This window comes from Paenibacillus sp. Root52 (assembly GCF_001426865.1).
GTDB lineage: Bacteria > Bacillota > Bacilli > Paenibacillales > Paenibacillaceae > Paenibacillus.
Genome location: NZ_LMFO01000023.1, coordinates 307,141 through 328,135, shown reverse-complemented (window position 1 = coordinate 328,135; position 20,995 = coordinate 307,141). Strand labels below are relative to the sequence as shown.

The window sequence follows — 20,995 nt, the reverse complement described above, 5'->3', positions numbered from 1 at the left end:
GATGACGAGCCATGTATCATAAAACGCTGCCCTATCGCATATTCAGCATCTTCAACAATGTATTCCTGACCATCCTTTCGCTGCTCTGTCTGCTACCGCTTTATCACTTACTGATGGTATCGCTCAGCGCGTCTGCACCTGCTAATGCCGGGTTGGTCACGTTCTGGCCGATTGGATTCACGCTCGAAGCGTACGCCAAAACATTTGATAATTCCAACTTCCTGTCTTCCTTGTGGGTATCCGTAGAACGGACGGTACTGGGTACAGGGCTTGCGCTCATCGTCAATACGCTTGCGGCATATGCGCTGTCCAAGGAGACACGGGTGTTCCGTGCGCGAAACATCTATCTGTGGTATTTCGTAGTTACCATGCTGTTCAGCGGAGGACTCATTCCGGGGTATATCCTTATTCTAAAGCTGGGACTGATGAATACGCTGTGGGCGCTGATTCTGCCAGGTCTTGTGGCGGTGTTCAATATCATCCTGCTGCTGAATTTCTTCCGCACGGTGCCGAAGGATCTGGAAGAGGCAGCATTTATTGATGGCGCAGGATATTTTCAGTCATTTATCAAAATCTATCTGCCCGTCTCCGTGCCTGTCATCGCCACCGTGTCTCTGTTCATGATGGTTGGGCATTGGAATGCCTATTTTGACGGAATCATTTATATCCGTGATTCGGAAAAGCTGCCACTCGCGACGTTTATGCAGACGATCATCGTGCAAGCCGACATGACCAAGCTTGATCCCGAAGCGATTGCGAATCTGTCGCAGCGGACAATCCGGGCATCTCAGATTTTCATCAGCGCACTGCCGATCCTGCTGGTGTACCCGTTCTTGCAACGGTATTTTGTAACCGGGATTGTGGTTGGAGCGGTGAAGGAGTAATGTGCGGTTGTATGAAGTAAGGTAACATGAGGATCGTAAAAGGGAGCTACTGAACTGGGGAAGGCCAGGGAGGTGGCTTCTTTTTTGATTAAATATTTCGTTTGAATTATGAATAATTGAATCCTTATATTTTTCTATTTCAATAGTATAATCATGGCTATAAATGTGAGATAGGGGTTGTACGAATGGCAGAGTATACTATTAGGTTCATTCAAATCACAGATGTTCATGATATTTATATATTAAATCAGCATTTTAATTCTCAGTTTGCAACTTTCGGTATTGAACAGGTTAAGCAAAAAATCGAAACCATTCTTGAACATACCAGAGATGTGGTCTGGGTTTATGAGCAGAATAATGAAGTTCTTGGATATATCCACGGTAGCCCGTATCAACTGTTATTCTCAGAGCCGTTGGTCAATGTACTAGGGTTTGTTGTTAAAGAAGGATATCGAAATCAGGGAATCGGAGGACGTTTAATTCAACATTTGGAATCATGGGCTCAGGATGAGGGTTATTATGGGATTAAACTGCTGTCACACCCTAGTAGAAAGAATGCACATGCCTTTTATGAGAAACGAGGATACCAGTTTACCAAAGATCAGAAGAATTTTATCAAGGTGTTGATTGAATAAAAGTAGGAACATACCTTTTGAACTAGGAACCCATTGCCCCCACATTCCCTATCCTGCTATAATGCCGGTATATCTACTATATTGGGGGTTATACCGTGGCAATATTGGCTGTGCCGGATTGCTCGTTCGCTAGAAAGGCCTTACGCAAAGCCTGAATAGGGGTGGACTTTGTGTAGGGCGCGACGAGAATGCAATCGATCGCCCTGTAAGTACGTGAGTACCATAAACAACATGTATCATCCCGCTGGCTTTGCACCTTATTGGATTGATCAATAACTATAAGGGGCTGAACGCCATGCAAACACCATTTATTCATAATCATCAATTTAATTATATTCATAAGCAAGCCAATTTCCTGATCAAAACGCTACGCTCTGTCGTGGATCCTAAAGTATTGGAGACCGTTCGTTATACGGTCGGCACAAATGTCATTGAAGTCTTTGATGAGCTGACATCAGAATTGACATCGGAACAGAAGCATTTACTGGAGCGGTTATCCACGTTTGATACGCCCCATGACGTGCAATTGTATCTGAACGAGCTGGAAGCATATCTGATTCTGTTCCCGCAAATATCGGCGAAGCAGATTCAGAAGCTGTTTCCTAAGGCGAAAAAGCTCAAATTGCCTGATCTCGAATCCATCAATTATGCACACACGACCTATTTGAGATGGATCGACATTGCGACGAGCCGTTTGTTCATCGTGTACTCTCACGAAGGCAGATTCTTCGGTATTGAGGGACGGATTACGGCTACGAACAAGAAGGGATACTGTATGTTCTGCCATCGCCATCAGGAGCTTGGATTCTTCAACGTGAAGAACAAGAGCCATTCACAAGATCACTTTAGTGCCATTGGCCAGTATGTATGCATGGATAACGATGCTTGTAACCATAGCATTAGTGATATAACGATGCTGGAGAAATTTCTTTTCTCGGCAGTAAAATAAGGTAGTTACACAGCGAAAAGGTCGCTCTTCGGAGTGACCTTTTTCTTTTTCGCTACATCAATGGGCTCTGATCCTTATTGCGCCTGAATATCCTTAGCATAATCCAGTCCTAACTGATAGGCATGGTTAAGCAACTGCTCATAATGCTCTGGTGCAGCATCCAATGTTTCATACAGAAATTCAACCCTCGAGCGAGACACACCGCAGTAATCAGCAATACCCACGTTGAGCAGATTCTGAATGGATTCATCATAATTGCGCTTTTGCATCTGTTGTTCCGTCACACCCGAAAGGGCAATCCATAGTATTTGCTGATGATGAAGCTTATTTGCCCCATAGGCAAATCCGTTATTAAATACACGATCAATATAACCCTTCAGCATAGCTGGCAGATGCCACCACCAGAGGGGAAACACAAAAGCCACAGCATCATGCTTTTTCAACCGTTCCATTTCTGTTTGGACTTCAGGAGAGAATACTTGAACTTCTTGAGTAAGGCTTGGTTCATCTCCTTCTAGGAGGAGAGGGTCGAAGCCAATGCCGTGTAAATCCAATATCTCCGCACTGTGACCAGCCTCAGTTAGACCGTGCACAAAACGATCAGTAACCTGAAAAGTCAGGGAATTCTTCCTCGAATGCGACACAACAACTAATACGTTCATACGTATAGTTCACTACCTTTCTCAATCACGATTAATAGCCATACCTTATAGCCAATGCTATTATAGACGAGGAATGAAATCGTTTGGAAGAACGCACTTTGAAGTTCTATAGGAAGAAATAAGTTCTATAGGAACATGAAAGTACCCTAGTTAACTGCAATTAACATTCAATACACAATAGTAGTACGCAAGAAACAAGAGGTTATGTTTTCGCCCAGCAATAGCTTGAATCAGGAGGGAAGAACGTTGACAGAGGATGGACATACGAGTGCTCCCAAGAAATACAAAGTAGGCGTGGAAGCAGCCTTGGAAGTCATGGGTGGGAAGTGGAAGCCTTTAATTATCTACCATTTGACGACAGGGCGGAAACGTACATCGGAGCTGCGGAGGCTGATCCCCGAAATCACGCAGAAGATGCTGACAACACAGCTTAGAGGTCTGGAAAAGGATGAGATTGTGCAGCGAAAGGTATATTCGGAGATTCCGCCTAAAGTGGAGTATGAGTTAACGGACTATGGCTGGGGGCTTAAACCTGCCCTCGATCTACTATGTTACTGGGGTGAGGAGCACCTGGATAAGGTTTACGGAGATAAGTCCAAGGTGTTAGAGGAGTTCGACTCTTCAGAGAAGCGTTGAATCCGTAACGAGAGACTAGGAGAAAGGTTTCTCTTGCACCGTAAAATGGCCTCTTGCATTTGTCATACAAAATGTGGAAAATACGCACAACAATATGCTTTTAGCTTGAATGATTAAGCCTTTTTCCGATTCTCCTTATGATCTATTAGCTTTGGCAAAGTTTCGGTTGACACCGTTTTCATGAAATGATACATTAAGGCTATAATTTGAAATGGGTGTTACTGATTAGATCAGGCATTACCATGTTGAAAATACCTTATGTATTTTCAAGATGGATTTTTGTGTTTTTTAAGAGGTGGGGTCAGTAAAGTGAGGTATATTAAAGCCTTCAACAATAACGTGGCTTTAGTTAAAGATCTCTCTGGACTTGAATGGGTAGTGATGGGTACTGGAGTAGGTTTCCAAAAGAAAAAAGGAGATCTGATCGAAGAAGAGAGTATTCGCCGGAAGTTTGCAGCAGAGGATTCAGCAGCGAAGAAACCTCTCGTGCAAGTATTGGATCATATGGACCCTGATGTTCTCGATGTAGCGGTAGAAGTGGTTAAAAATGCGGAAGTTTCGCTTAATACGACGTTTGAAAATAACATTTATTTAACCATCGCCGATCATTTGAACTTTGCGATTAAACGAGCAAATGAGCAAATTGAATACGTTGAAACGAACCGTTGGGAAGTCAAGAATCTATATCCGAAGGAATATCTCGCAGCTCAAGAAGCCATCCGGCTAGTATTCGATCGCCTTGATGTTCTTTTGCCCAAAAGTGAGGAAACCTTTCTAACCTACCATTTCGTAAATGGACAGCAGACTAAAAAGACACGGATTGAAGAAACGTTGAAAATGACGGAAGTTATTAATCGAATTATTGAGGTTATCCAATATCATTTTCAAGTCAAGCTGGATGAAGAATCGTTGAGCTACACGCGATTTATCACCCATCTGCGTCACTTTTTTATTCGTCAATTCAAGCAAAATCATATCGAAGATCAAGAGGTTGATCTAACGATTGTGGAAGTGGTCAAGAGCAAGTACCCTCGTTCCTATCAGGCAGTTGAGAAAATTGCACATCTGCTAGAACGGAAGTATGGTTGGTCGCTTTCGCCGAATGAAAGACTGTATCTTGCTCTTCATATCTGGCGTTTAACCAGCCAACTAGAAACTAAATAGGTCAACCGTGGAATTGTTACTGAATCATCGATTCAGGCGTTACCCAAGCATAGGAGAGCGAGAGCTCTACCGTTGTTTGGGTATTTTTTTTGAAAATTTCAGAGAGGGGATTCGCGATGAAAGCATATCAAGAGTTAGCTAAACAGATTGTAGAGAAAGTCGGAGGGAGGGAGAATGTAGAGCAGTCCTGGCATTGTGTGACGCGCCTGCGCTTCTTGGTGAGCGACAAGGAAAAGATAAAGCTAGAAGAGATCAAACAATTAAAAGGAGTCATCGGTGCTCAATTTTCGGGTGATCAATTCCAGGTCATTATCGGTAATCAGGTGGCTGATGTATTCGCTGAGGTTGAACCTCTAGTCGGCACAGGTGGAGCGCAGGCAGCGAGCGGAGAGAAAAAAGGGATAATCTCCTCCGTCTTTGACTTCATCTCAGGTGTATTCACCCCGCTCATTCCAGCGCTTGCCGGAGCGGGTCTGCTCAAAGGTTTCCTGGCGATGTTTGTAACATTTGGCTGGTTGAGTAATCAAAGCGAGACATATCTAGTATTGAACATGATCGGAGACGGACTCTTTTACTTCCTGCCCTTGTTCCTGGCTGTAACCGCTGCGCGCAAAATTAAGACGAACGAGTATGTTGCGCTCGCGCTTGCCGCACCGATGCTGTATCCAACCATGGTCAACGCAGTCAATTCGGGTGGAGAGATCACGAGTTTTACCATTTTCGGTGGGATTACCATCCCGGTGATTAATTATTCTTCATCGGTTATTCCGATCATACTCGGTGTCATTCTTCTGAAATACGTAAGTGCTTTTGTTAAGTCATGGATGCCAAATGTGTTAACGATGATGTTCACACCGCTGCTGTCCCTGATTATTGTGGCTCCGATTACGCTGTGGCTTATTGGACCAATGGGTACCTATGCTGGTAATTGGGTCGCAAGTGGACTCGTATGGTTGTTCGATGTGGCTGGGCCACTTGCAGGCTTCTTGGTTGCTGGTTTCATGCCGCTGCTCATTATGACAGGTATGCACTATGCCCTTGTTCCCATTATTTTTCAAAATTTCGCGAGCTACGGATTCGATCCAATTGTCTCTCCCATGATGTTGCTTAGTAATGTGGCACAGGCTGGGGCTGCATTCGCAGTCGCAGTGAGAAGTAAAAACTCTCAATTCAAACAGTTGGGTGCATCTACCGGCTTCTCGGCTCTTCTGGGTATCACGGAGCCTGCGATGTACGGGGTTAACATGAAATTGAAAAAACCGCTGTATCTCGCCATGATCTCTGCTGGGGTTATGGGTGGAATTGCTGCATGGCTTGGAATTAAGAAACAAGTATTAGGCGGACTGCCGGGGCTCTTCGTTTTACCAGCGTATGCTGATCCGTTGGGTAATTCGTATAACTTGATCATGACCTCGATTCTTTTTGTTGGAGCCTTGCTCGGTGCCTTTGTGCTTGTCATGATCTTCGGTTTCAAAGATATTCCAGCTGAAGGACAACAGGAAGAAAAGGGCGCACCGAAGGTTCCAACGAACCCGAAAGCATCGAGTGCGAGTATTACAGCAGCTGCAACGAAAGGACCGATCAACATCCATTCGCCATTGAAAGGACAGATTGTAAACCTTCATGACGTATCCGACCCGACGTTCTCAGAAGAAGCGATGGGCAAAGGTATTGCGATTGAGCCAGACGAAGATCGCATCGTTTCACCTGTTAATGGAGAGGTCAGCATTATGCCGAAGTCCGGTCATGCCATTGGTATTAAAGGGGATGACGGTGAAGAACTGCTTATCCACATTGGGATAGAGACCGTTTCGCTAAAAGGTAAGCATTTTACAAGTCTCGTGAAGCCAGGGGATCGACTCGAAGTGGGACAACCTTTAATTGAATTCGACCGCGCCGCCATTCGTGAAGCGGGTCTTGAGACGGTAACGATGATGATTGTCACCAATACCGCCGACTATCTAGACGTACTGACGATTAACGAAACAGGTCCTATTTTTGAAGGAGAACGAGCATTAACCATTATGAAATAAAACATAAACTAAGGAGTGATTCAATATGACAACATATCAAACAGGTTTTCCAACGAACTTTCTCTGGGGTGGCGCAACTGCCGCCAATCAGGTTGAAGGGGCGTATAACGTAGGTGGCAAAGGGCTCACAACAGCTGACATGGTTCCTTTTATACCAAAAGAAAAACGCGGGTTAAACTTCGCCATAGATGTAAACTCTGATTATATCGAGAAGGCTCTCAACGGGGAAGTAGACGATCGCTATCCGAAACGTGACGGCGTCGATTTCTATCACCGCTACGAAGAAGATATTGCGCTGTTTGCGGAGATGGGTTTCAAAGCCTTTCGCTTGTCGATTAACTGGGCGAGAATTTTCCCGAATGGCGATGATGCAGCTCCAAGTCTCGAAGGACTGGAATTCTATGATCGAGTATTCAATGAGCTAGAAAAGTACGGCATCGAACCAATCGTTACGCTGTCTCATTATGAGACTCCGCTGGCGCTGACTCGCAAATATAACGGTTGGTACAGCCGTGAGTTGATTCCACTCTTCGTGAAATATGCGGAAACGCTCTTCAATCGTTACCGTGATCAAGTGACATACTGGATTACATTTAACGAGATTAACATGATGGGGCATAGTCCATATACGGGTGGGGGCGTACTGGTCGATAAGCTTCCGAACCAAACCAAGGAACAAATCTCTTATCAGGCGTTGCACCATCAATTCGTAGCGAGCGCATTGGTGACGAAGCTAGCACACGAGATCAATCCAGATGCTAAAGTAGGGTGTATGCTGGCTAGGGGACAGACCTATCCGGTGACCAACAATCCGGAAGATGTGTTACTCGCACAGCATTATAACGACTTGAACCTGTTCCACACGGATGTACATGTTCACGGCGAATACCCGTCCTTTATGAATCGTTATTTTGCCGAGAACAATATTGTGATCCAGAAGGAAATTGGCGATGATGAAATATTGAAGCAGTATCCTGTGGATTATGTATCGCTGAGTTATTACATGTCCAAGTCAGTTGCATCCAATTCGGAAGATTATGAACAGGTATCTGGTAATCTCACGACGTATGCGGTGAAAAATAAATACCTGGATACGTCCGACTGGGGATGGCAGATTGATCCGAAAGGGCTTCGTATCACGTTGCGCGATATGTATAACCGCTATAGAAAACCTCTTTTCGTTGTAGAAAATGGTTTGGGTGCATATGACAAGGTTGAGGAAGATGGTTCAATTCATGATACGTACCGAATCGATTATCTCAAGAAGCATATAGAGCAAATGAAAGAAGCGGTTAAAGAGGGTGTAGACTTGATTGGGTACACGGCTTGGGGGCCGATTGATCTAATCTCCATGTCCACCTCCGAAATGTCTAAACGATACGGATTCATCTATGTGGATCAAGACGACGAGGGCAATGGTACATTGAAACGGTTCAAAAAGGATTCGTTCGAGTGGTACAAGCAGGTTATTGCCACCAATGGTGAAGATCTGTAAGTTTGAATAGATTTAATCGAACATGATTTTTATAAAAGAAAAGTGTCGGTTCGTGCACTCGTGCATGAAGGACACTTTTTTTGCTCTTTTATTAAGGAGTTTGATTAGGCATTCCGCTATCTTAGAAATCTCCTTTTATATTACATATCCATTATGGACATTGGAAATGATCGCATAAATATTATAAGCGTCAAAAAAGGATATTCAGTTATGACAAGATGAGCCACACGGCTAGCACAAACTTGTACAAAAAGTAGACCGCGAAACCCAGTAAAAGTACACCCGCCAGAGCCGAGACAACTTGTATCATTTTGGAGCTCATCATTTTGCGTGTGATGGAGACGATCGAGACCAGACCCACATCATGTAGAAGAATTCCACAGAGCACACCGAGTCCAGCGAAGATAAAGCTCAATTTGCCAGACGCTTGGTAGGAATCAGATAATACGGTACCGAACACGGATATCCAGAAAATAAGATTACCTGGCGAGACAGCAACCAGTAATCCATTGCGATATGTCTTCCAAAATGATTTGTTGGTTTTTGCGTTCTTTCCCTCGGTAGAGACCAGATTAAGCTCTGAGTTTCGGATAGAATCATAACCCAGAAAGGCTAAGAAGCCTGCACCAGCGAGCCATAACGGAATCTGAACATACGGAAGTGACAATAGAGAGGCGAAGCCAAAATACATGGCAAGGATTAATCCAGCATCTACAGTCATTCCACCAAGGCCTACCGCCCAGCCATGCATGAATCCATTTCGTAACCCCTGTTTGGTCATCTCTACGGTGATAGCTCCAACAGGCATGGCAATAGCGAGTCCAATGAGTACGAATTTAATATAGATTTCCATAATCATTTCCTTTCTATACATGAATGATTACATGAGGGCTTGTCCGCTGGTGGTTGGTGAAATATGCCTGTAATGCATTCCGCTCTCCTCGGGGAACCGCTGGTATTCAGCTTATTCGGAGGAGAGCTTTTTTAGAATCGAGATGCCGTTATGACTTGCCTTTTTCCTGCAAGGATCGAAGAAATGGACATTTGGAAGGAGCGGTATCATCATCACGAAGAAAATACTGTTTGTACTCCAAGTTACCTTCGCTTCCATATTGCTTCAATTCAGGATGAGCTGGAACGGTATCATACGCAGCCAGGCGTGCACGAATTCTAGGAGCGATGGCTGCAGCCCGCTGAGGTTGTTCATTCCAGAGATTCAGCACCCAACGGGGTGTTAAAGCCAGCATGAGATAGGGAAAGTTCCTACTTTGACGAGACGTATGTGCAGGTGTGCCACAGTACACGAAATATCGTTCATCTCCGAAACAAAATTCCCAGAGTGGATTCTCCGGATCTTCGGGAATATCACCTGGCCAAGGCTCACTGTCCAGATCCCGAATCTCACTTAATAAGTTCCAGAAGGTTTTTTCGTAATCAAGAACACTCCGGATTTCTTTTTCTTGCTCAAAGAACACAACGAGAGAAGAATAGTCACCGAAAGAACGGGACGACTTTCCATATTCCTCAACAATTCTTGATAATTGCTTTGCGGGGAAATTGTGCTCAGAACAGGATATGAATCCATATCGAAGGTGACCCAGCGCATGAGCCTGTGTAGCCGGAATACACGGAAAGCGAGCTTCCCGGTCGCTCATTTTGGCAGAAAATAAACGATGCGCATCCCTCATCCAGGGATCAAGCGTCAGTTCATGATTATCAATCTCGACAGAAGAAAACAACAGCGGCATGAACAGTCCTCCTTTTTACTACTACTAGGATATAACCTAGCGTCAAAATGGTGACTGTCCACACCTCACCTTACATATGTAAAAGGATGTCTCACATTTTTTTTCTTTGACACAGTCCTAACATGTTTCCACGCGAATGGGGCAGGCTACTTGAAGCAGCTTGGAAATGATGTAGAAAGGACTGACAACATGAGTAAGGCATCCAAATCGTCAACAGAGGAAAAGAAATTGAAATGGTGGCAGTTAAGTCTGCTTGGTGTGGCAGGAACGATTGGAACAGGATACTTTTTAGGCTCAAGTCTTGCGATATCCATTGGTGGCCCTGCGGTATTAATCGCTTATGCCTTAGCTGCTCTGGGTACATATGTTGTGTTTGATGCATTGGCACGAATGACTTCAGATCATCCAGAGGAGGGTTCATTCCGTTCCTATGCGAAGAAGGCTTTTGGGAATTGGGCTGGTTTTGCCAGCGGATGGGTGTATTGGTTCTCTGAGTTGCTTATTATGGGGAGTCAGTTGACGGCTCTGTCCATATTTTCTCGATTCTGGTTTCCCAATGTTCCGCTGTGGGTCTTTGCCGCAGGATTTGGCGTAATCGGCCTATGTATCGTGTTTTTTGGCAACAAAGGATTTGACCGGGTTGAGAACGTGCTCGCAATCATTAAGATTGCAGCCATTATTATGTTCCTGATCCTAGCTATTGCACTCCTTGCCGGTTGGATTGGAGGAACGAAGTACGATCACAAAGTACCGATGGATCTGGCAGCGATTTTTCCCAAGGGTGGAGTAGGCTTGTGGGCTGCATTTCTGTTTGCGTTCTATGCCTACGGAGGGATTGAGGTGCTGGGAATTATGTCTTATCGATTGGAAAAGCCCGAGGACGCACCCAAGGCAGGTAAGGTGATGCTCATTTCCCTATCGACTGTATATGTCGTTTCCATTGGTCTTGCGTTAATTATGGTACCGCTGAGTGCATTTAATCCCAAAGAAAGTCCGTTTGTCCTGGCACTGAGCAGCGATCATCTAGCCTTTGTTCCGCACCTGTTCAATGGCGTGCTAATTGTAGCGGGTTTCTCGACCATGACGGCATCGCTTTATGCGGTGACCTCAATGATTATTACACTGGCGAAGGAGGGAGATGCTCCATCGTTATTCTCACGTAAGTGGAAGAAGAAATATCCCTTATTCGCACTCTCCCTCATCGGGTGTGGGCTTATTGGAACGATTGTTATGTCTCTGTTGCTGCCTGGTAAAGTGTATGAATATATTACGACTGCGGCTGGATTGATGCTTTTATATAACTGGTCATTTATCTTACTATCCTCTGGTCGACTGCTGAAATCAGGCAAGTTCGATGTCGTCAAACGTTGGATTGGACTGGTGCTCATTACGTTAGCCGTGACCGGTACGCTCTTCCACGCACTCAGTAGACCGGGCTTATTCATAAGTCTCATGCTGGTGTTGCTTATTGGAATTAGTGATATCATTGTACAGCGCAAACGCAAGAAAAAGTCCTCGGCTCAATCGGCAAGCACCGGGAAGGAAGACGATGAAGCTCATGAACCAAGTCCCGAGGAAGCAACCGGTTATCATATCACCGGCATACGTCTTCGCAGAAGTAAGGTGAAATGACGGACAACTAGGTCATAGAACTAACAGAACTTGTACGGCTTTGACGCCAAAATAAATGCCAAAACCAATCAGGGAAACTCCGGAGATCAGTCCGATGGCTCGAAGTACCGCAGACGTGAGATATTTGCGGAAAAAGCTGACCGCTGTCGCCATGCACAAGTCCCACAGTAGAACACCGAAGATGATAGCACCACTGTAGATCAACATCTGATCTAGTGGCGAGTCATTGACCGCTTTAGCCAGAACAGATTCGTATATGCCAAGCCAGAACATGATGGATAGAGGGTTGAATAGAGACATTAGGAACCCTTGAACAAATGACCTCGATAGTTCGGAATGACCTCCTCTCGTCTCATTGAGAGCGAGGTTTCCTGCATTTTTCATACTTTCTACGCCAGTGTAAACGAGCACAAAACAGCCAAATAGCCACAAGAATACCCTTACAAAAGGCAGTTCCAGCAGGTGCACAACGCCAAAGTATACGAGCAACATGTACAGGATATCTGCTGCGATTGCTCCCAGTCCAACAAACCAGGCGGGCATGAAACCTCCACGGACACCCTTGTCCAATTGCGCTGCATTAATGGGTCCCATAGGCGCCGACAGGGTTAGTCCGAGAAAAACATAGCCTAATAAGATCGAGATAGATGTCTCCTCCTTTCGCGTACTTTACTAGCTTATTCTGCGAATGGCTCTTATAGGACAGGTTTATCTCCTATTTATGTGAGGGTTGAGCGGAGTAGTGAAGATTTCATTTGAATATTAAAAAGTACATAAGGTACTATGTAAAAGAAGGGAAAAATTTGAAAAGTGCTAGATTGGGAGAGGTATGGCTAACTGATAGGTCTAGGACATATAAATAATAATCTCAACGAATGGAGGAGAGGAATAAATCATGAGCTATTTGACGATTTATCCTAGAGCTAGGTTGAATTTAATTTTGATGCTACTCCTTGGACTTATGCTATATACAATTTTTCATATTAACCAAGAAGGTTTTTCTAAGTATTTCATTCTATTTCTAATGGCTGTTACTTTTACTAATATCATCATCACGATCAGACGTTTATTATCTGCCAAACCAAGCATTACTCTAGGTGCCGATTATGTGATATCGACTAAAAATCAGAGATATGACGCCTCTCAGATCGAGTGTGTCTTTATCAATTACAAACGGATCGGTATCAAGCTCTATGGGCGCAGGCTTGTGCCAGTGGATCTGTGTTTTTATTTTGACTCTAGCCAAGAGCATGCAGGATTAGAAGAATTATATGAATGGGCAGCACGGAACCAAAAAGACGTGAAAAACAAGTTTTTTCAAACCTTAACCTAGACCTGTGCGTCTAATTATAGGGAGGGCATTCTAATGAAGACATTCGAACAATTGCTAACAAGTGATTGGTATCAGGCCGTTATAACAGAATTGCTTCAACTTAAACCTCGCATCCAATTTGTAGAGCATGGCAGCTATGAAGCGAGCATATTAATGGATGATTTCAAGGAACGGAAGTATGTGCTTGAAGGATTTGGCGCTTCTCTTCCAACAGAAGAAGAATGCATTCAATGGTTACTGGAGCAATACAACAATGATAAGGATGACATCATGTCTTTTGTGGTGGCTCGGATCACTTTTAGTGAAGAATTAGATGATGATCCTGATGGAGAGTTTCCTGAGGGCGAGGAGCTTGATGAAGGTGATCGTTCTGAAGTTGTTGAGGTTCTAGGTTTTGCGAGGTCGGTCATCGCGAGTACGATCATTGAATATGATTTTGTCAAAAATCACCCTAAACAATTAACAGCTTATTATAAACGGACACGAATTCCAGGTGCAGCAAAATTTTCGTCACAGATTAAAAAGGTGTATGCATCCATAGCCAAATAGATCATTGAAGGACATCCAAATGGAGATAGAGCCACACAGCGGGATATGAGAGAGATTTAAATCATCAGTGGGAGAGATCATCTATGAAATATTTAACGAACGAATGGTATGAACTGAGCCAACGGACAGGACTTCATTTTGGCATGAAAGTACATAGCGGAGCTTATGAGTTGGACGAAACCCTTTTTCAACGGCTCTATGAGAGAAAAGAAAAAGCACATGTCAATCTAGAACGACAGATGTATGACACTGATCCTCGGTATATGTTAAAGCATAATGGTGAGGTCTTGACACGGGCTGATGCGTTTTTTAGCGGAGAAGAGGTAACAGAAGAAGATCTGATCGTTTATTCCATGCCACCGGAAGAAAGAGCACATATCGAGAAGCTCATTGCAGCGTATGATGCACGTCCGCCGTTTGACGAGAAGAAATGTCGGGAAGAGTACAAAGAAATGATGGAGTGGAATTATAAACAACAGACAGAACGATTACCCCAAGAAATCTATGACCGAATTGCGGATATCCGTGTATTTACTCTTGGGTATTGCACGAGAGGCATAATGCGCCAATTGAAGAAACAGAGCAAACGAAATGAAGAACAAATGCAGCTTGTGCTGAAGGAATACAGAGAAGTGAACGTAACGCAAGATATTCCACTTGAGGTGCGTCGACGCTTGCATTTCCACGATTGTACGGTGACGGAACTAGTAACAGGTGATGAACTTGTCATTCGATTTGATACCCGCGGGGGCTTCACTAATATAAACAAGCTCACACTGGTCGCACCCAAAATCATCAAACAAGAAGGAGATATTGTCGGCAGATACTGGCTATATGAAGAACTTTATCGGATCGATGATGGATATGAGCTTCATATTCTGTTTGAAGGTGAAGGTATGCCTGAACTGATTGTTCGCTGTAAGGATTTTCTGGTAGAGATCGAGTAGGGGCGTATTGAATGGAGCTATTCAGAAAAATTGAGATAAGCACTCATGTGCAATCACAGATTTAAAGCTTTAGTTAGTAAGGAGTTGTACTTGTATGGAATTATTCGGCGTTTTATTAATAATATTCGTGAGCATCTTTGCGTTTCTAATCATTGCCTTTGTTATACGTTATGCCATAGATTCATCCCAAACATCGAGAAGACTTGACGTTCTAATTAAAGAAGTTAGGTACTTAAGATCTGAAGTAAAAAAACAGAATCAAGATTATTCAGATGGCAACAAACATATTATTAATAAAAAAGTGTAGAAACTTGTTCAGATCAGTCAGTAGCTATGTAGTAAGCGGATGTACTTATGTTATACCATCGCATCTAAAGTGGACGACTCTAGCTACGTAGAGTCGCCCACTTTTATTATGTTAAATATCTATTCTTCATATGTGAGTTGAAGAGGGGATGGATTAACATGTAATGTTGAAAGAAATGTTCGCCATAGATGGAATAAAAGTGAAACTTAGTTGAAGGTGGATACGTTATTTCTAATAAGTTAAAGTCAACGGTTGAATTCTAGTAGAATTATCCAGAGGAGGATTTTAAGAATATGGGCATGTCGGACTATTACCAAAATCTAAGAGATAAGATTGGCAACGATCTGATTTTTATGCCAGGTGTGGCTGGAATTATCCGTAATGAGCAAGGAGAGATATTATTTGGTCGTAAGCATAAGGAGTCCACTTGGGGATTGATTGCCGGAGCTATTGAACTAGGTGAGACGCCAGCTCAAGCGATGGTTAGAGAGGCGATGGAAGAGACGGGGCTTGTGATTGAACCAGAGAAGATCACTGGGGTGTACGGTGGCGAAGAGCAACGGTTTACCTATGCGAACGGCCATCAGGTTGAATACATAACGATTATTTTCGAATGTAGAATTAAGTCCGGACAGCTCTCTCCCGATAATGACGAGATGAAGGAACTTCAATTTTTCCCTGCACATCAGCTTCCTCCCATGGTAAACAAGTATCCACATCATATATTTAGTTCCCAGCAGGAAGAGCGGGCACATTTTGTTAAATAAGAGATTAATGGATCTGTATCCTTATAAAATGAAAATGATCGAGATGGAATGGACTAGTAGTACATTTGGTTATTTATCCATTCCGATGTTTATCATGGGTGTGATCGTTCACTTTTTTCCGGACATTTTATATAGGTGCTTCGTCCTTCTGAGATACAGACGTATTAAACCCAATTGGGAGTTCGAGGATAACCCACCGAGCGGCGATATTCCCAGATGGGTAGAAGTGGTATTAAAAATATGCGGAATTGTGATGATGCTACTGGGGATTGTATGGTTTTGGTTTTCGGAAGAGTTCTATGCATTTTGGTTTTGAGCAGTAAATGAGAAAAACGAGAGAGGAAGAGCTATTCTGAGAAGTTCCAAATACACACCGTATTACAGTTACATTGGTATTGCTTTCTCTATTCTAACCCTGATCGTTAATTTGAGTTTTAAATATAGTACAATTTCGGACGAGGGCGTACTCTTTCTATTGTCTGTTTCAAATGCTGTATTATTGATGTTTACATTGCTCTGGGCAGTATTCGGAATCATTGAGTTGCACTTGATCATGAAAACAAAGAACAGGCTTCATTCCCGACTTCATCACGGTACGATCAGTACAGCAGAGTATAAGATTAGCCAGAAAAGTATAAAGTTCAGCCTCGCTATAGGGATAAGTTATCTGGTTCTGATCGTCATTCAAATTGGCTACGTCATTCTGAACTGGGATGAGATTAATATTTAGGAAGTCATGTAGAGAGTGTATTAAAGTGTTGCTCTATTGAGCTAAGAGCGATAGAACAATTTGTAACCAGGAGAGGAAAAAATGAATTATCAATGGCAAGTCAACAATGTACTAGATGGATGGACATGCCCATCCGAGATTGGAAAAGTAATTCAAGGTAATGTATTCACATTGGAACAATATCTTCTTGTTGAAGATGCATACATAGACACAATCATGGCGTTTTTAAAGGAAGCAGGACAGCAGAATCTACGGGTTATTCAAGTATTGAATCGATCAATCTCACAAGAAGATCAACATTCTGTGTTATATGAACAGGAATTTAGTCAAATTGTAATTCGAGAAGATGGGGTATATAACACCGATGAAATTCGCACAATCTGCAAGATGATACTCAGAAATTATGCGGATTGTCAGTTGTACGCCAAAGATCATTTTTTTGTGCATTTTGGTTGGGACTATTATATGTTTATTGGTAGTTATCGTGATTCATATCAGGCCATTGAATTTGCTAGAAGCAAAAATCTATCGGTGGAAAAGTGTACTTCACCCTATTATTATGAGGAAAAAGATGTAACTAGATCGATAGAATGGAGTGAAATAGACGCGGAAGTGGAGATCGTTATTGGTGAAGAGGAAATACAAGATGTGACCATACAGAAATACCGTGATGTATTTGGTTTATCCGAAGAGCATCCTGTTTTTGGATATTTTAAAATAACGCAAGCGCATCAAGAGTTCTTTCAATCCAAAATCAATCATACGTTGGATTTCACCAAGTATAGGTACGGATTACGCGCTAGTTGTTAATGATCCATGCTTTTCTTTCTAGTAGAAGTTCTCGGACGGAGACCTATTCGGTGGGCATCGTATCCATGCAGATTTTGATTATGAGTATCGCTTGATCCAAGCAGATGTTTAGCCATGTTTCAATGTTGCTGTTTCTTTGCGTAATAATTATAAAAAAGTAGGGAAGGTGAACCCGTGGGATACGACTTTAGAGGAATAGTCACATCATTTGATGCTATGAAACGATTAAAGGAGAAGTATACGAGCACTAAGATTATCCCGTTCTACAATGAATTAATCGTTATCCCCCTAACAGATGAGCTATATGATGAGATAAATATGAATCAAGGTACAACCATGCCTAACTATGAGTATTTGACTGATACCATTAGTTCCTATTGTATAGAAATCTCTAAGTTCGGCTTGGTTGCTTATATTGAAGCAGAATATTTCGGAGGAACCGGCTCACAGAATGCAATGGTATGGGACTCCAGTCAGGTTATTTTCGAGGAAACGTTAAGTCAGTCTGCAATCAACCGATCACTTGAAATTTTGGGAGTATGCAAATTACAGGGCAAAGATGAGTTTGATACTGTAGGTTTGGGTAGGCATCGCGATATAGAAGATTGGGAATAGAATGAGACGGTGAAATGATGATGAACATCTATGGTCATATCAAAAAAGCGAACTCGTAAGAGAAGGGATTATCTAGGTTACTTAGAATGAGGTGATAAGGTTTAGATGAAGATTTCATATCAAACCATAGATGTATTGAAACAGAAATACACAGATACAAGTCAGTTTTACTTTTCGTTGTTTAGACATACCAAGCCCATGGATTTTGCATTACATACTGAGAAAACGGACTTGTTGAAATATCTTCTTTCTAGTGAAGAATTCATTGAAGAGTATGCTGATTTTTTGCCAGTTAACGAGGATGTGTTGGATCAAGCAACGGTGTTAAATCGCTATGAGTTGGAAGGCTCGCTAATCAGTATGTTTCTCCAAGGCACGTGTACAGAGCGTATTGTCGCTGATGAGATTGAGGCAAGGGAATTAGCACAGGCGCTGCTCTCAGATCTGAGAGTTGAATTGGATCAATGGGTTGTCTTTAAGTTAGGAAATCCAGGTTGGTCCAAAGCTTCAATGGAGGCAACATTATCCTGCTTCTATATTGTGTTTTACGCAACACGCAGATGTTGGTTCATATTGGGATTCGATGATGTTTATTAGATATATGGCATTACCAGAACTGTCTTTGATATATGGAGAATTAATGGTTCAAGATCATATTCACCAGAATGGCATGATACGCATTCGCTCGCGACACTATTGGAGAACCAGATTGGGATGTACGCAGAAGATTTGACGGAAGAAGAATGCAGGGCTTGGTTTAATGAAGCGAAGAAACAGCGAACAGTGCCGAATCGTCAGGTCATTCGAGTTCAAGCGATCAATCATACCATGAAGAAAATCGTGATGATGTTCGACCAACCTGTATACAGAGAATGGGATTGCTTATATATTGATGGGAGTGCGTTGTATTACAATGTGGGAGAAGGTATGGTTGCGAGTATTGCAACGAGTTAGTGCCATGAATGGTGTGTGATCAAGTTATAAGGAGGACTGTCTGTGGAATTAAGACCAATCACATCAATCACGATGGATGAATTTGCTCAGCTCGGTCATTTTGGATACGTATCCACACGTAAATTCGAATGTTCAAACGAAGAGACGGAGATACCATACTCTTACACCGTACGAATCCATCTCATTGATGTAGATCCGCCGTATGTGAAGGAAGAAATGAATGATGAAGAGGATCTAAAGCGATATAACCAGCTTGTTACATTAGGTTATTCTTACGGGGTGTATGTCGATCAGAAGTTAGTAGCACTTGCGATTGCTGAGCCTCAATACTGGAATAATACGTTGTTAATCTGGCATCTTCAGGTTCATGAGCGCCATCAGCGGAAAGGATATGGCAAGATTCTTATCGATAAGATGGCTAACTTGGTTAGAGACAATGGGCTACGAGCGGTGACGGTCGAGACGCAAAATACCAATGTAGCCGCAGTACAGTTCTATATGCGATGTGGATTTCAGATCGAAGGAATTGACCTCTCACTATACTCCAATAACGATACAGGGAGTGAAGAGGTCGCATTCTATATGCGTAGGAAGATTCCACAGCATGAATAACGATATTATTATGATTCAGTATTCACTGAAATATATGAAAGAGCTTCTCTATAGATAGAGGATAGCAAGGAATTAGGAGCGAATAAATATGGGACAGAAACAGTTCTGGTTTTATATCAAACGAGAGATGACCGATTTTATCCAGGACGTTAACCTGTTCAGTGGCTTGGATGACTCTCATCGAGATTATGAAGATACATGGGAATGGTACGAATATGGCTCAAGCGACCTAAGTAATACAGAGGTGTATATCAATATTTCAAGAGCGCACAACGGGGAACAAGCTAGTTACGAATGTCCGGTCAGGTTAAAGTATCATAACTCAGAGGTAGAAGTTCATACGGTTGGATTAGGGATTTCAATAGAATTAGGTGTGAAAGTATATTATGGTCAAGTCGCCTATGAAGGCGGGAATCAGTATACATATCAAGAGGAGCTTAGTTGGGGAGCATAAACAAGAAGCGGAGGTAGTGAAGATGAGCAGTGTTACGCTAAAACAACTCTCGACCCAGGATCAAGCAGACATGTTGGATCGTGAATTCGTTAATCATTTTCCGTGGTATCGTTCAGGAAATTACTTTGCGAAGTGTTTGGAGGAGAATGTACAAGGAAAGCGAGTAACGCTGTTGGCATTCTGCAACGAGGTACTTGCGGGAGCTTGCCACCTGTTACATCACTCGGAGTATCCGTTTTTCAACCTTGATAATATTCCCGAGATCAATGATCTCAACGTATTCCCGGAATTCAGAAGAAAGAAAATTGCCAGCGCTTTACTGGATGAGATGGAGAAAATTGCAGCCCAAGATTACACACGTATTGGACTCGGTGTAGGGTTATATCAAGATTATGGAAATGCGCAAATGATGTATACCAAGCGTGGTTATGTCATGGATGGGAAAGGGATCACATATAAGAATGTTCAAGTGGTACCTGGGCAACCGGTGATGGTAGATGATGAATTATTGCTGTATTTAGTGAAGGACTTGGGCATATAGTGTTGTAAAGGTTAGTTGCTAAAGTCATATTTTCTCTACTTATTTGGGGAGAGTGGTCGTAGTGATTGTCATGTCAGAGATCATATTCGCTATGTTGATCGTTGTGGTCATTCTTTTCCAAGCTGCGTTAGCTGCTGGTGTACCATGGGGCGAATATGCGATGGGTGGGAAATCCCCTGGTAAATACCCCCTATTTATGCGTTTCATTTGTTTGTTTCAGATCGCCATTCTGGCGCTGATCGGTGTTACTGTTCTAAGTAAATCAGGTTTGTTACTGCCTGCGTGGTCTGCGATTGCAGATACAGCGATTTGGTTTATTGTTGCTTATCTAGTGCTGGGCACGATAATGAATCTTATGACAAGAAGTGTGTGGGAACGAAGAATCTGGACTCCTGTAACCCTGCTACTTCTTATAACGAGCTTAGTCATTGCATTGTCATAAGACGATACGTAGCAATAATATACAAACGATAGAGCCCTGGCATGTATGCCAAAGGGCTCTTTTCATGGTTAATGATCCTCATTTATACTAAATGGA

General features: G+C 42.8%; 25 protein-coding genes. 21 read left to right on the top strand and 4 right to left on the bottom strand.

The genetic code is table 11. The annotated features are described in order from the left end of the window. Nucleotides 1-11 precede the first annotated feature (11 nt). The 3 genes from ASD24_RS19205 to ASD24_RS19195 all read left to right on the top strand — a co-directional run bounded on the left by ASD24_RS19205 (nt 12) and on the right by ASD24_RS19195 (nt 2,468). The gene (locus ASD24_RS19205; protein ID WP_056699059.1) at nt 12-884 is read left to right on the top strand and encodes a carbohydrate ABC transporter permease; all 873 of its coding nucleotides are present in this window, start codon (nt 12-14) and stop codon (nt 882-884) included. A gap of 185 nt (nt 885-1,069) precedes the next feature. Further along, complete coding sequence (locus tag ASD24_RS19200) at nt 1,070-1,519, top strand: GNAT family N-acetyltransferase (protein WP_056699056.1); 450 nt, start codon at nt 1,070-1,072, stop codon at nt 1,517-1,519. 295 nt (nt 1,520-1,814) lie between these two features. Further along, nucleotides 1,815-2,468, top strand: coding sequence for a FusB/FusC family EF-G-binding protein (locus ASD24_RS19195; RefSeq protein ID WP_056699054.1), 654 nt, complete (start codon nt 1,815-1,817; stop codon nt 2,466-2,468). Nucleotides 2,469-2,542: 74 nt separating this feature from the next. Here ASD24_RS19195 and ASD24_RS19190 read toward each other — a convergent pair whose 3' ends face one another. Beyond that, nucleotides 2,543-3,130 (bottom strand): NAD(P)H oxidoreductase, encoded by a 588-nt coding sequence (locus ASD24_RS19190; protein ID WP_056699051.1) that lies wholly within the window; start codon nt 3,128-3,130, stop codon nt 2,543-2,545. A 315-nt stretch (nt 3,131-3,445) separates the two neighbouring features. On the opposite strand from ASD24_RS19190, the gene ASD24_RS19185 reads away from it, so the two are divergent. The 4 genes from ASD24_RS19185 (at nt 3,446) to ASD24_RS19170 (ending at nt 8,458) form a co-directional block, all read left to right on the top strand. Further along, complete coding sequence (locus tag ASD24_RS19185) at nt 3,446-3,766, top strand: winged helix-turn-helix transcriptional regulator (RefSeq protein WP_235540720.1); 321 nt, start codon at nt 3,446-3,448, stop codon at nt 3,764-3,766. A 309-nt stretch (nt 3,767-4,075) separates the two neighbouring features. Next, nucleotides 4,076-4,930 (top strand): PRD domain-containing protein, encoded by an 855-nt coding sequence (locus tag ASD24_RS19180; protein WP_056699045.1) that lies wholly within the window; start codon nt 4,076-4,078, stop codon nt 4,928-4,930. Between the two features lie 116 nt (nt 4,931-5,046). After that, on the top strand, nt 5,047-6,963 hold the full coding sequence (locus ASD24_RS19175; protein WP_056699043.1) for a beta-glucoside-specific PTS transporter subunit IIABC: 1,917 nt from the start codon (nt 5,047-5,049) through the stop codon (nt 6,961-6,963). A 25-nt stretch (nt 6,964-6,988) separates the two neighbouring features. Further along, on the top strand, nt 6,989-8,458 hold the full coding sequence (locus ASD24_RS19170; RefSeq protein WP_056699041.1) for a glycoside hydrolase family 1 protein: 1,470 nt from the start codon (nt 6,989-6,991) through the stop codon (nt 8,456-8,458). Between the two features lie 208 nt (nt 8,459-8,666). Here ASD24_RS19170 and ASD24_RS19165 read toward each other — a convergent pair whose 3' ends face one another. Beyond that, entirely contained in the window at nt 8,667-9,311 is a 645-nt protein-coding gene (locus tag ASD24_RS19165) for a LysE family translocator (RefSeq protein ID WP_056699039.1), read from the bottom strand. Between the two features lie 148 nt (nt 9,312-9,459). After that, complete coding sequence (locus ASD24_RS19160) at nt 9,460-10,206, bottom strand: YqcI/YcgG family protein (protein ID WP_056699037.1); 747 nt, start codon at nt 10,204-10,206, stop codon at nt 9,460-9,462. 189 nt (nt 10,207-10,395) lie between these two features. Between ASD24_RS19160 and ASD24_RS19155 the strand changes: the two genes are divergently transcribed. Next, nucleotides 10,396-11,838, top strand: a complete 1,443-nt coding sequence (locus ASD24_RS19155; RefSeq protein WP_056699930.1) for an amino acid permease — start codon at nt 10,396-10,398, stop codon at nt 11,836-11,838. Between the two features lie 12 nt (nt 11,839-11,850). On the opposite strand, the gene ASD24_RS19150 is transcribed toward ASD24_RS19155, so the two are convergent. Next, nucleotides 11,851-12,483 carry a LysE family translocator gene (locus ASD24_RS19150; RefSeq protein ID WP_056699033.1) on the bottom strand — a complete coding sequence of 211 codons (633 nt, stop codon included), beginning with the start codon at nt 12,481-12,483 and terminating at the stop codon, nt 11,851-11,853. A gap of 250 nt (nt 12,484-12,733) precedes the next feature. Between ASD24_RS19150 and ASD24_RS19145 the strand changes: the two genes are divergently transcribed. The 13 genes from ASD24_RS19145 (at nt 12,734) to ASD24_RS19075 (ending at nt 20,899) form a co-directional block, all read left to right on the top strand. Continuing rightward, complete coding sequence (locus ASD24_RS19145) at nt 12,734-13,171, top strand: hypothetical protein (protein ID WP_056699031.1); 438 nt, start codon at nt 12,734-12,736, stop codon at nt 13,169-13,171. Between the two features lie 33 nt (nt 13,172-13,204). Beyond that, nucleotides 13,205-13,720, top strand: coding sequence for a hypothetical protein (locus tag ASD24_RS19140; protein ID WP_056699028.1), 516 nt, complete (start codon nt 13,205-13,207; stop codon nt 13,718-13,720). A gap of 83 nt (nt 13,721-13,803) precedes the next feature. Further along, nucleotides 13,804-14,667: a DUF4085 family protein gene (locus ASD24_RS19135; protein WP_056699024.1), complete on the top strand. Its 864-nt coding sequence runs from the start codon at nt 13,804-13,806 to the stop codon at nt 14,665-14,667. A 600-nt stretch (nt 14,668-15,267) separates the two neighbouring features. Next, nucleotides 15,268-15,741 (top strand): NUDIX domain-containing protein, encoded by a 474-nt coding sequence (locus ASD24_RS19125; RefSeq protein WP_056699019.1) that lies wholly within the window; start codon nt 15,268-15,270, stop codon nt 15,739-15,741. 499 nt (nt 15,742-16,240) lie between these two features. After that, complete coding sequence (locus tag ASD24_RS19115) at nt 16,241-16,471, top strand: hypothetical protein (protein ID WP_235540677.1); 231 nt, start codon at nt 16,241-16,243, stop codon at nt 16,469-16,471. A gap of 81 nt (nt 16,472-16,552) precedes the next feature. After that, nucleotides 16,553-17,281: a DUF7683 domain-containing protein gene (locus tag ASD24_RS19110; protein ID WP_056699010.1), complete on the top strand. Its 729-nt coding sequence runs from the start codon at nt 16,553-16,555 to the stop codon at nt 17,279-17,281. A gap of 216 nt (nt 17,282-17,497) precedes the next feature. After that, nucleotides 17,498-17,896 (top strand): hypothetical protein, encoded by a 399-nt coding sequence (locus ASD24_RS19105; RefSeq protein ID WP_156395491.1) that lies wholly within the window; start codon nt 17,498-17,500, stop codon nt 17,894-17,896. Nucleotides 17,897-18,001: 105 nt separating this feature from the next. Further along, on the top strand, nt 18,002-18,493 hold the full coding sequence (locus tag ASD24_RS19100; RefSeq protein ID WP_056699003.1) for a hypothetical protein: 492 nt from the start codon (nt 18,002-18,004) through the stop codon (nt 18,491-18,493). A 117-nt stretch (nt 18,494-18,610) separates the two neighbouring features. Further along, on the top strand, nt 18,611-18,850 hold the full coding sequence (locus ASD24_RS19095; RefSeq protein ID WP_056699000.1) for a hypothetical protein: 240 nt from the start codon (nt 18,611-18,613) through the stop codon (nt 18,848-18,850). A gap of 42 nt (nt 18,851-18,892) precedes the next feature. Next, on the top strand, nt 18,893-19,462 hold the full coding sequence (locus ASD24_RS19090; protein ID WP_056698997.1) for a GNAT family N-acetyltransferase: 570 nt from the start codon (nt 18,893-18,895) through the stop codon (nt 19,460-19,462). A gap of 88 nt (nt 19,463-19,550) precedes the next feature. Beyond that, complete coding sequence (locus ASD24_RS19085; RefSeq protein WP_056698995.1) at nt 19,551-19,916, top strand: hypothetical protein; 366 nt, start codon at nt 19,551-19,553, stop codon at nt 19,914-19,916. A gap of 22 nt (nt 19,917-19,938) precedes the next feature. Continuing rightward, the gene (locus tag ASD24_RS19080; RefSeq protein WP_056698992.1) at nt 19,939-20,457 is read left to right on the top strand and encodes a GNAT family N-acetyltransferase; all 519 of its coding nucleotides are present in this window, start codon (nt 19,939-19,941) and stop codon (nt 20,455-20,457) included. Between the two features lie 70 nt (nt 20,458-20,527). After that, nucleotides 20,528-20,899: a hypothetical protein gene (locus ASD24_RS19075; RefSeq protein WP_056699927.1), complete on the top strand. Its 372-nt coding sequence runs from the start codon at nt 20,528-20,530 to the stop codon at nt 20,897-20,899. Nucleotides 20,900-20,995 lie beyond the last annotated feature (96 nt).

Bases quoted from the DNA above. Each gene is read 5' to 3' on its own strand.
- ASD24_RS19205 (WP_056699059.1), top strand. From the start codon at position 12: ATGTATCATAAAACGCTGCCCTATCGCATATTCAGCATCTTCAACAAT.
- ASD24_RS19200 (WP_056699056.1), top strand. From the start codon at position 1,070: ATGGCAGAGTATACTATTAGGTTCATTCAAATCACAGATGTTCATGAT.
- ASD24_RS19195 (WP_056699054.1), top strand. From the start codon at position 1,815: ATGCAAACACCATTTATTCATAATCATCAATTTAATTATATTCATAAG.
- ASD24_RS19190 (WP_056699051.1), bottom strand. From the start codon at position 3,130: ATGAACGTATTAGTTGTTGTGTCGCATTCGAGGAAGAATTCCCTGACT.
- ASD24_RS19185 (WP_235540720.1), top strand. From the start codon at position 3,446: ATGGGTGGGAAGTGGAAGCCTTTAATTATCTACCATTTGACGACAGGG.
- ASD24_RS19175 (WP_056699043.1), top strand. From the start codon at position 5,047: ATGAAAGCATATCAAGAGTTAGCTAAACAGATTGTAGAGAAAGTCGGA.
- ASD24_RS19170 (WP_056699041.1), top strand. From the start codon at position 6,989: ATGACAACATATCAAACAGGTTTTCCAACGAACTTTCTCTGGGGTGGC.
- ASD24_RS19165 (WP_056699039.1), bottom strand. From the start codon at position 9,311: ATGGAAATCTATATTAAATTCGTACTCATTGGACTCGCTATTGCCATG.
- ASD24_RS19160 (WP_056699037.1), bottom strand. From the start codon at position 10,206: ATGCCGCTGTTGTTTTCTTCTGTCGAGATTGATAATCATGAACTGACG.
- ASD24_RS19155 (WP_056699930.1), top strand. From the start codon at position 10,396: ATGAGTAAGGCATCCAAATCGTCAACAGAGGAAAAGAAATTGAAATGG.
- ASD24_RS19145 (WP_056699031.1), top strand. From the start codon at position 12,734: ATGAGCTATTTGACGATTTATCCTAGAGCTAGGTTGAATTTAATTTTG.
- ASD24_RS19140 (WP_056699028.1), top strand. From the start codon at position 13,205: ATGAAGACATTCGAACAATTGCTAACAAGTGATTGGTATCAGGCCGTT.
- ASD24_RS19135 (WP_056699024.1), top strand. From the start codon at position 13,804: ATGAAATATTTAACGAACGAATGGTATGAACTGAGCCAACGGACAGGA.
- ASD24_RS19125 (WP_056699019.1), top strand. From the start codon at position 15,268: ATGGGCATGTCGGACTATTACCAAAATCTAAGAGATAAGATTGGCAAC.
- ASD24_RS19110 (WP_056699010.1), top strand. From the start codon at position 16,553: ATGAATTATCAATGGCAAGTCAACAATGTACTAGATGGATGGACATGC.
- ASD24_RS19105 (WP_156395491.1), top strand. From the start codon at position 17,498: ATGAAACGATTAAAGGAGAAGTATACGAGCACTAAGATTATCCCGTTC.
- ASD24_RS19100 (WP_056699003.1), top strand. From the start codon at position 18,002: ATGAAGATTTCATATCAAACCATAGATGTATTGAAACAGAAATACACA.
- ASD24_RS19095 (WP_056699000.1), top strand. From the start codon at position 18,611: ATGTACGCAGAAGATTTGACGGAAGAAGAATGCAGGGCTTGGTTTAAT.
- ASD24_RS19085 (WP_056698995.1), top strand. From the start codon at position 19,551: ATGGGACAGAAACAGTTCTGGTTTTATATCAAACGAGAGATGACCGAT.
- ASD24_RS19080 (WP_056698992.1), top strand. From the start codon at position 19,939: ATGAGCAGTGTTACGCTAAAACAACTCTCGACCCAGGATCAAGCAGAC.
- ASD24_RS19075 (WP_056699927.1), top strand. From the start codon at position 20,528: ATGTCAGAGATCATATTCGCTATGTTGATCGTTGTGGTCATTCTTTTC.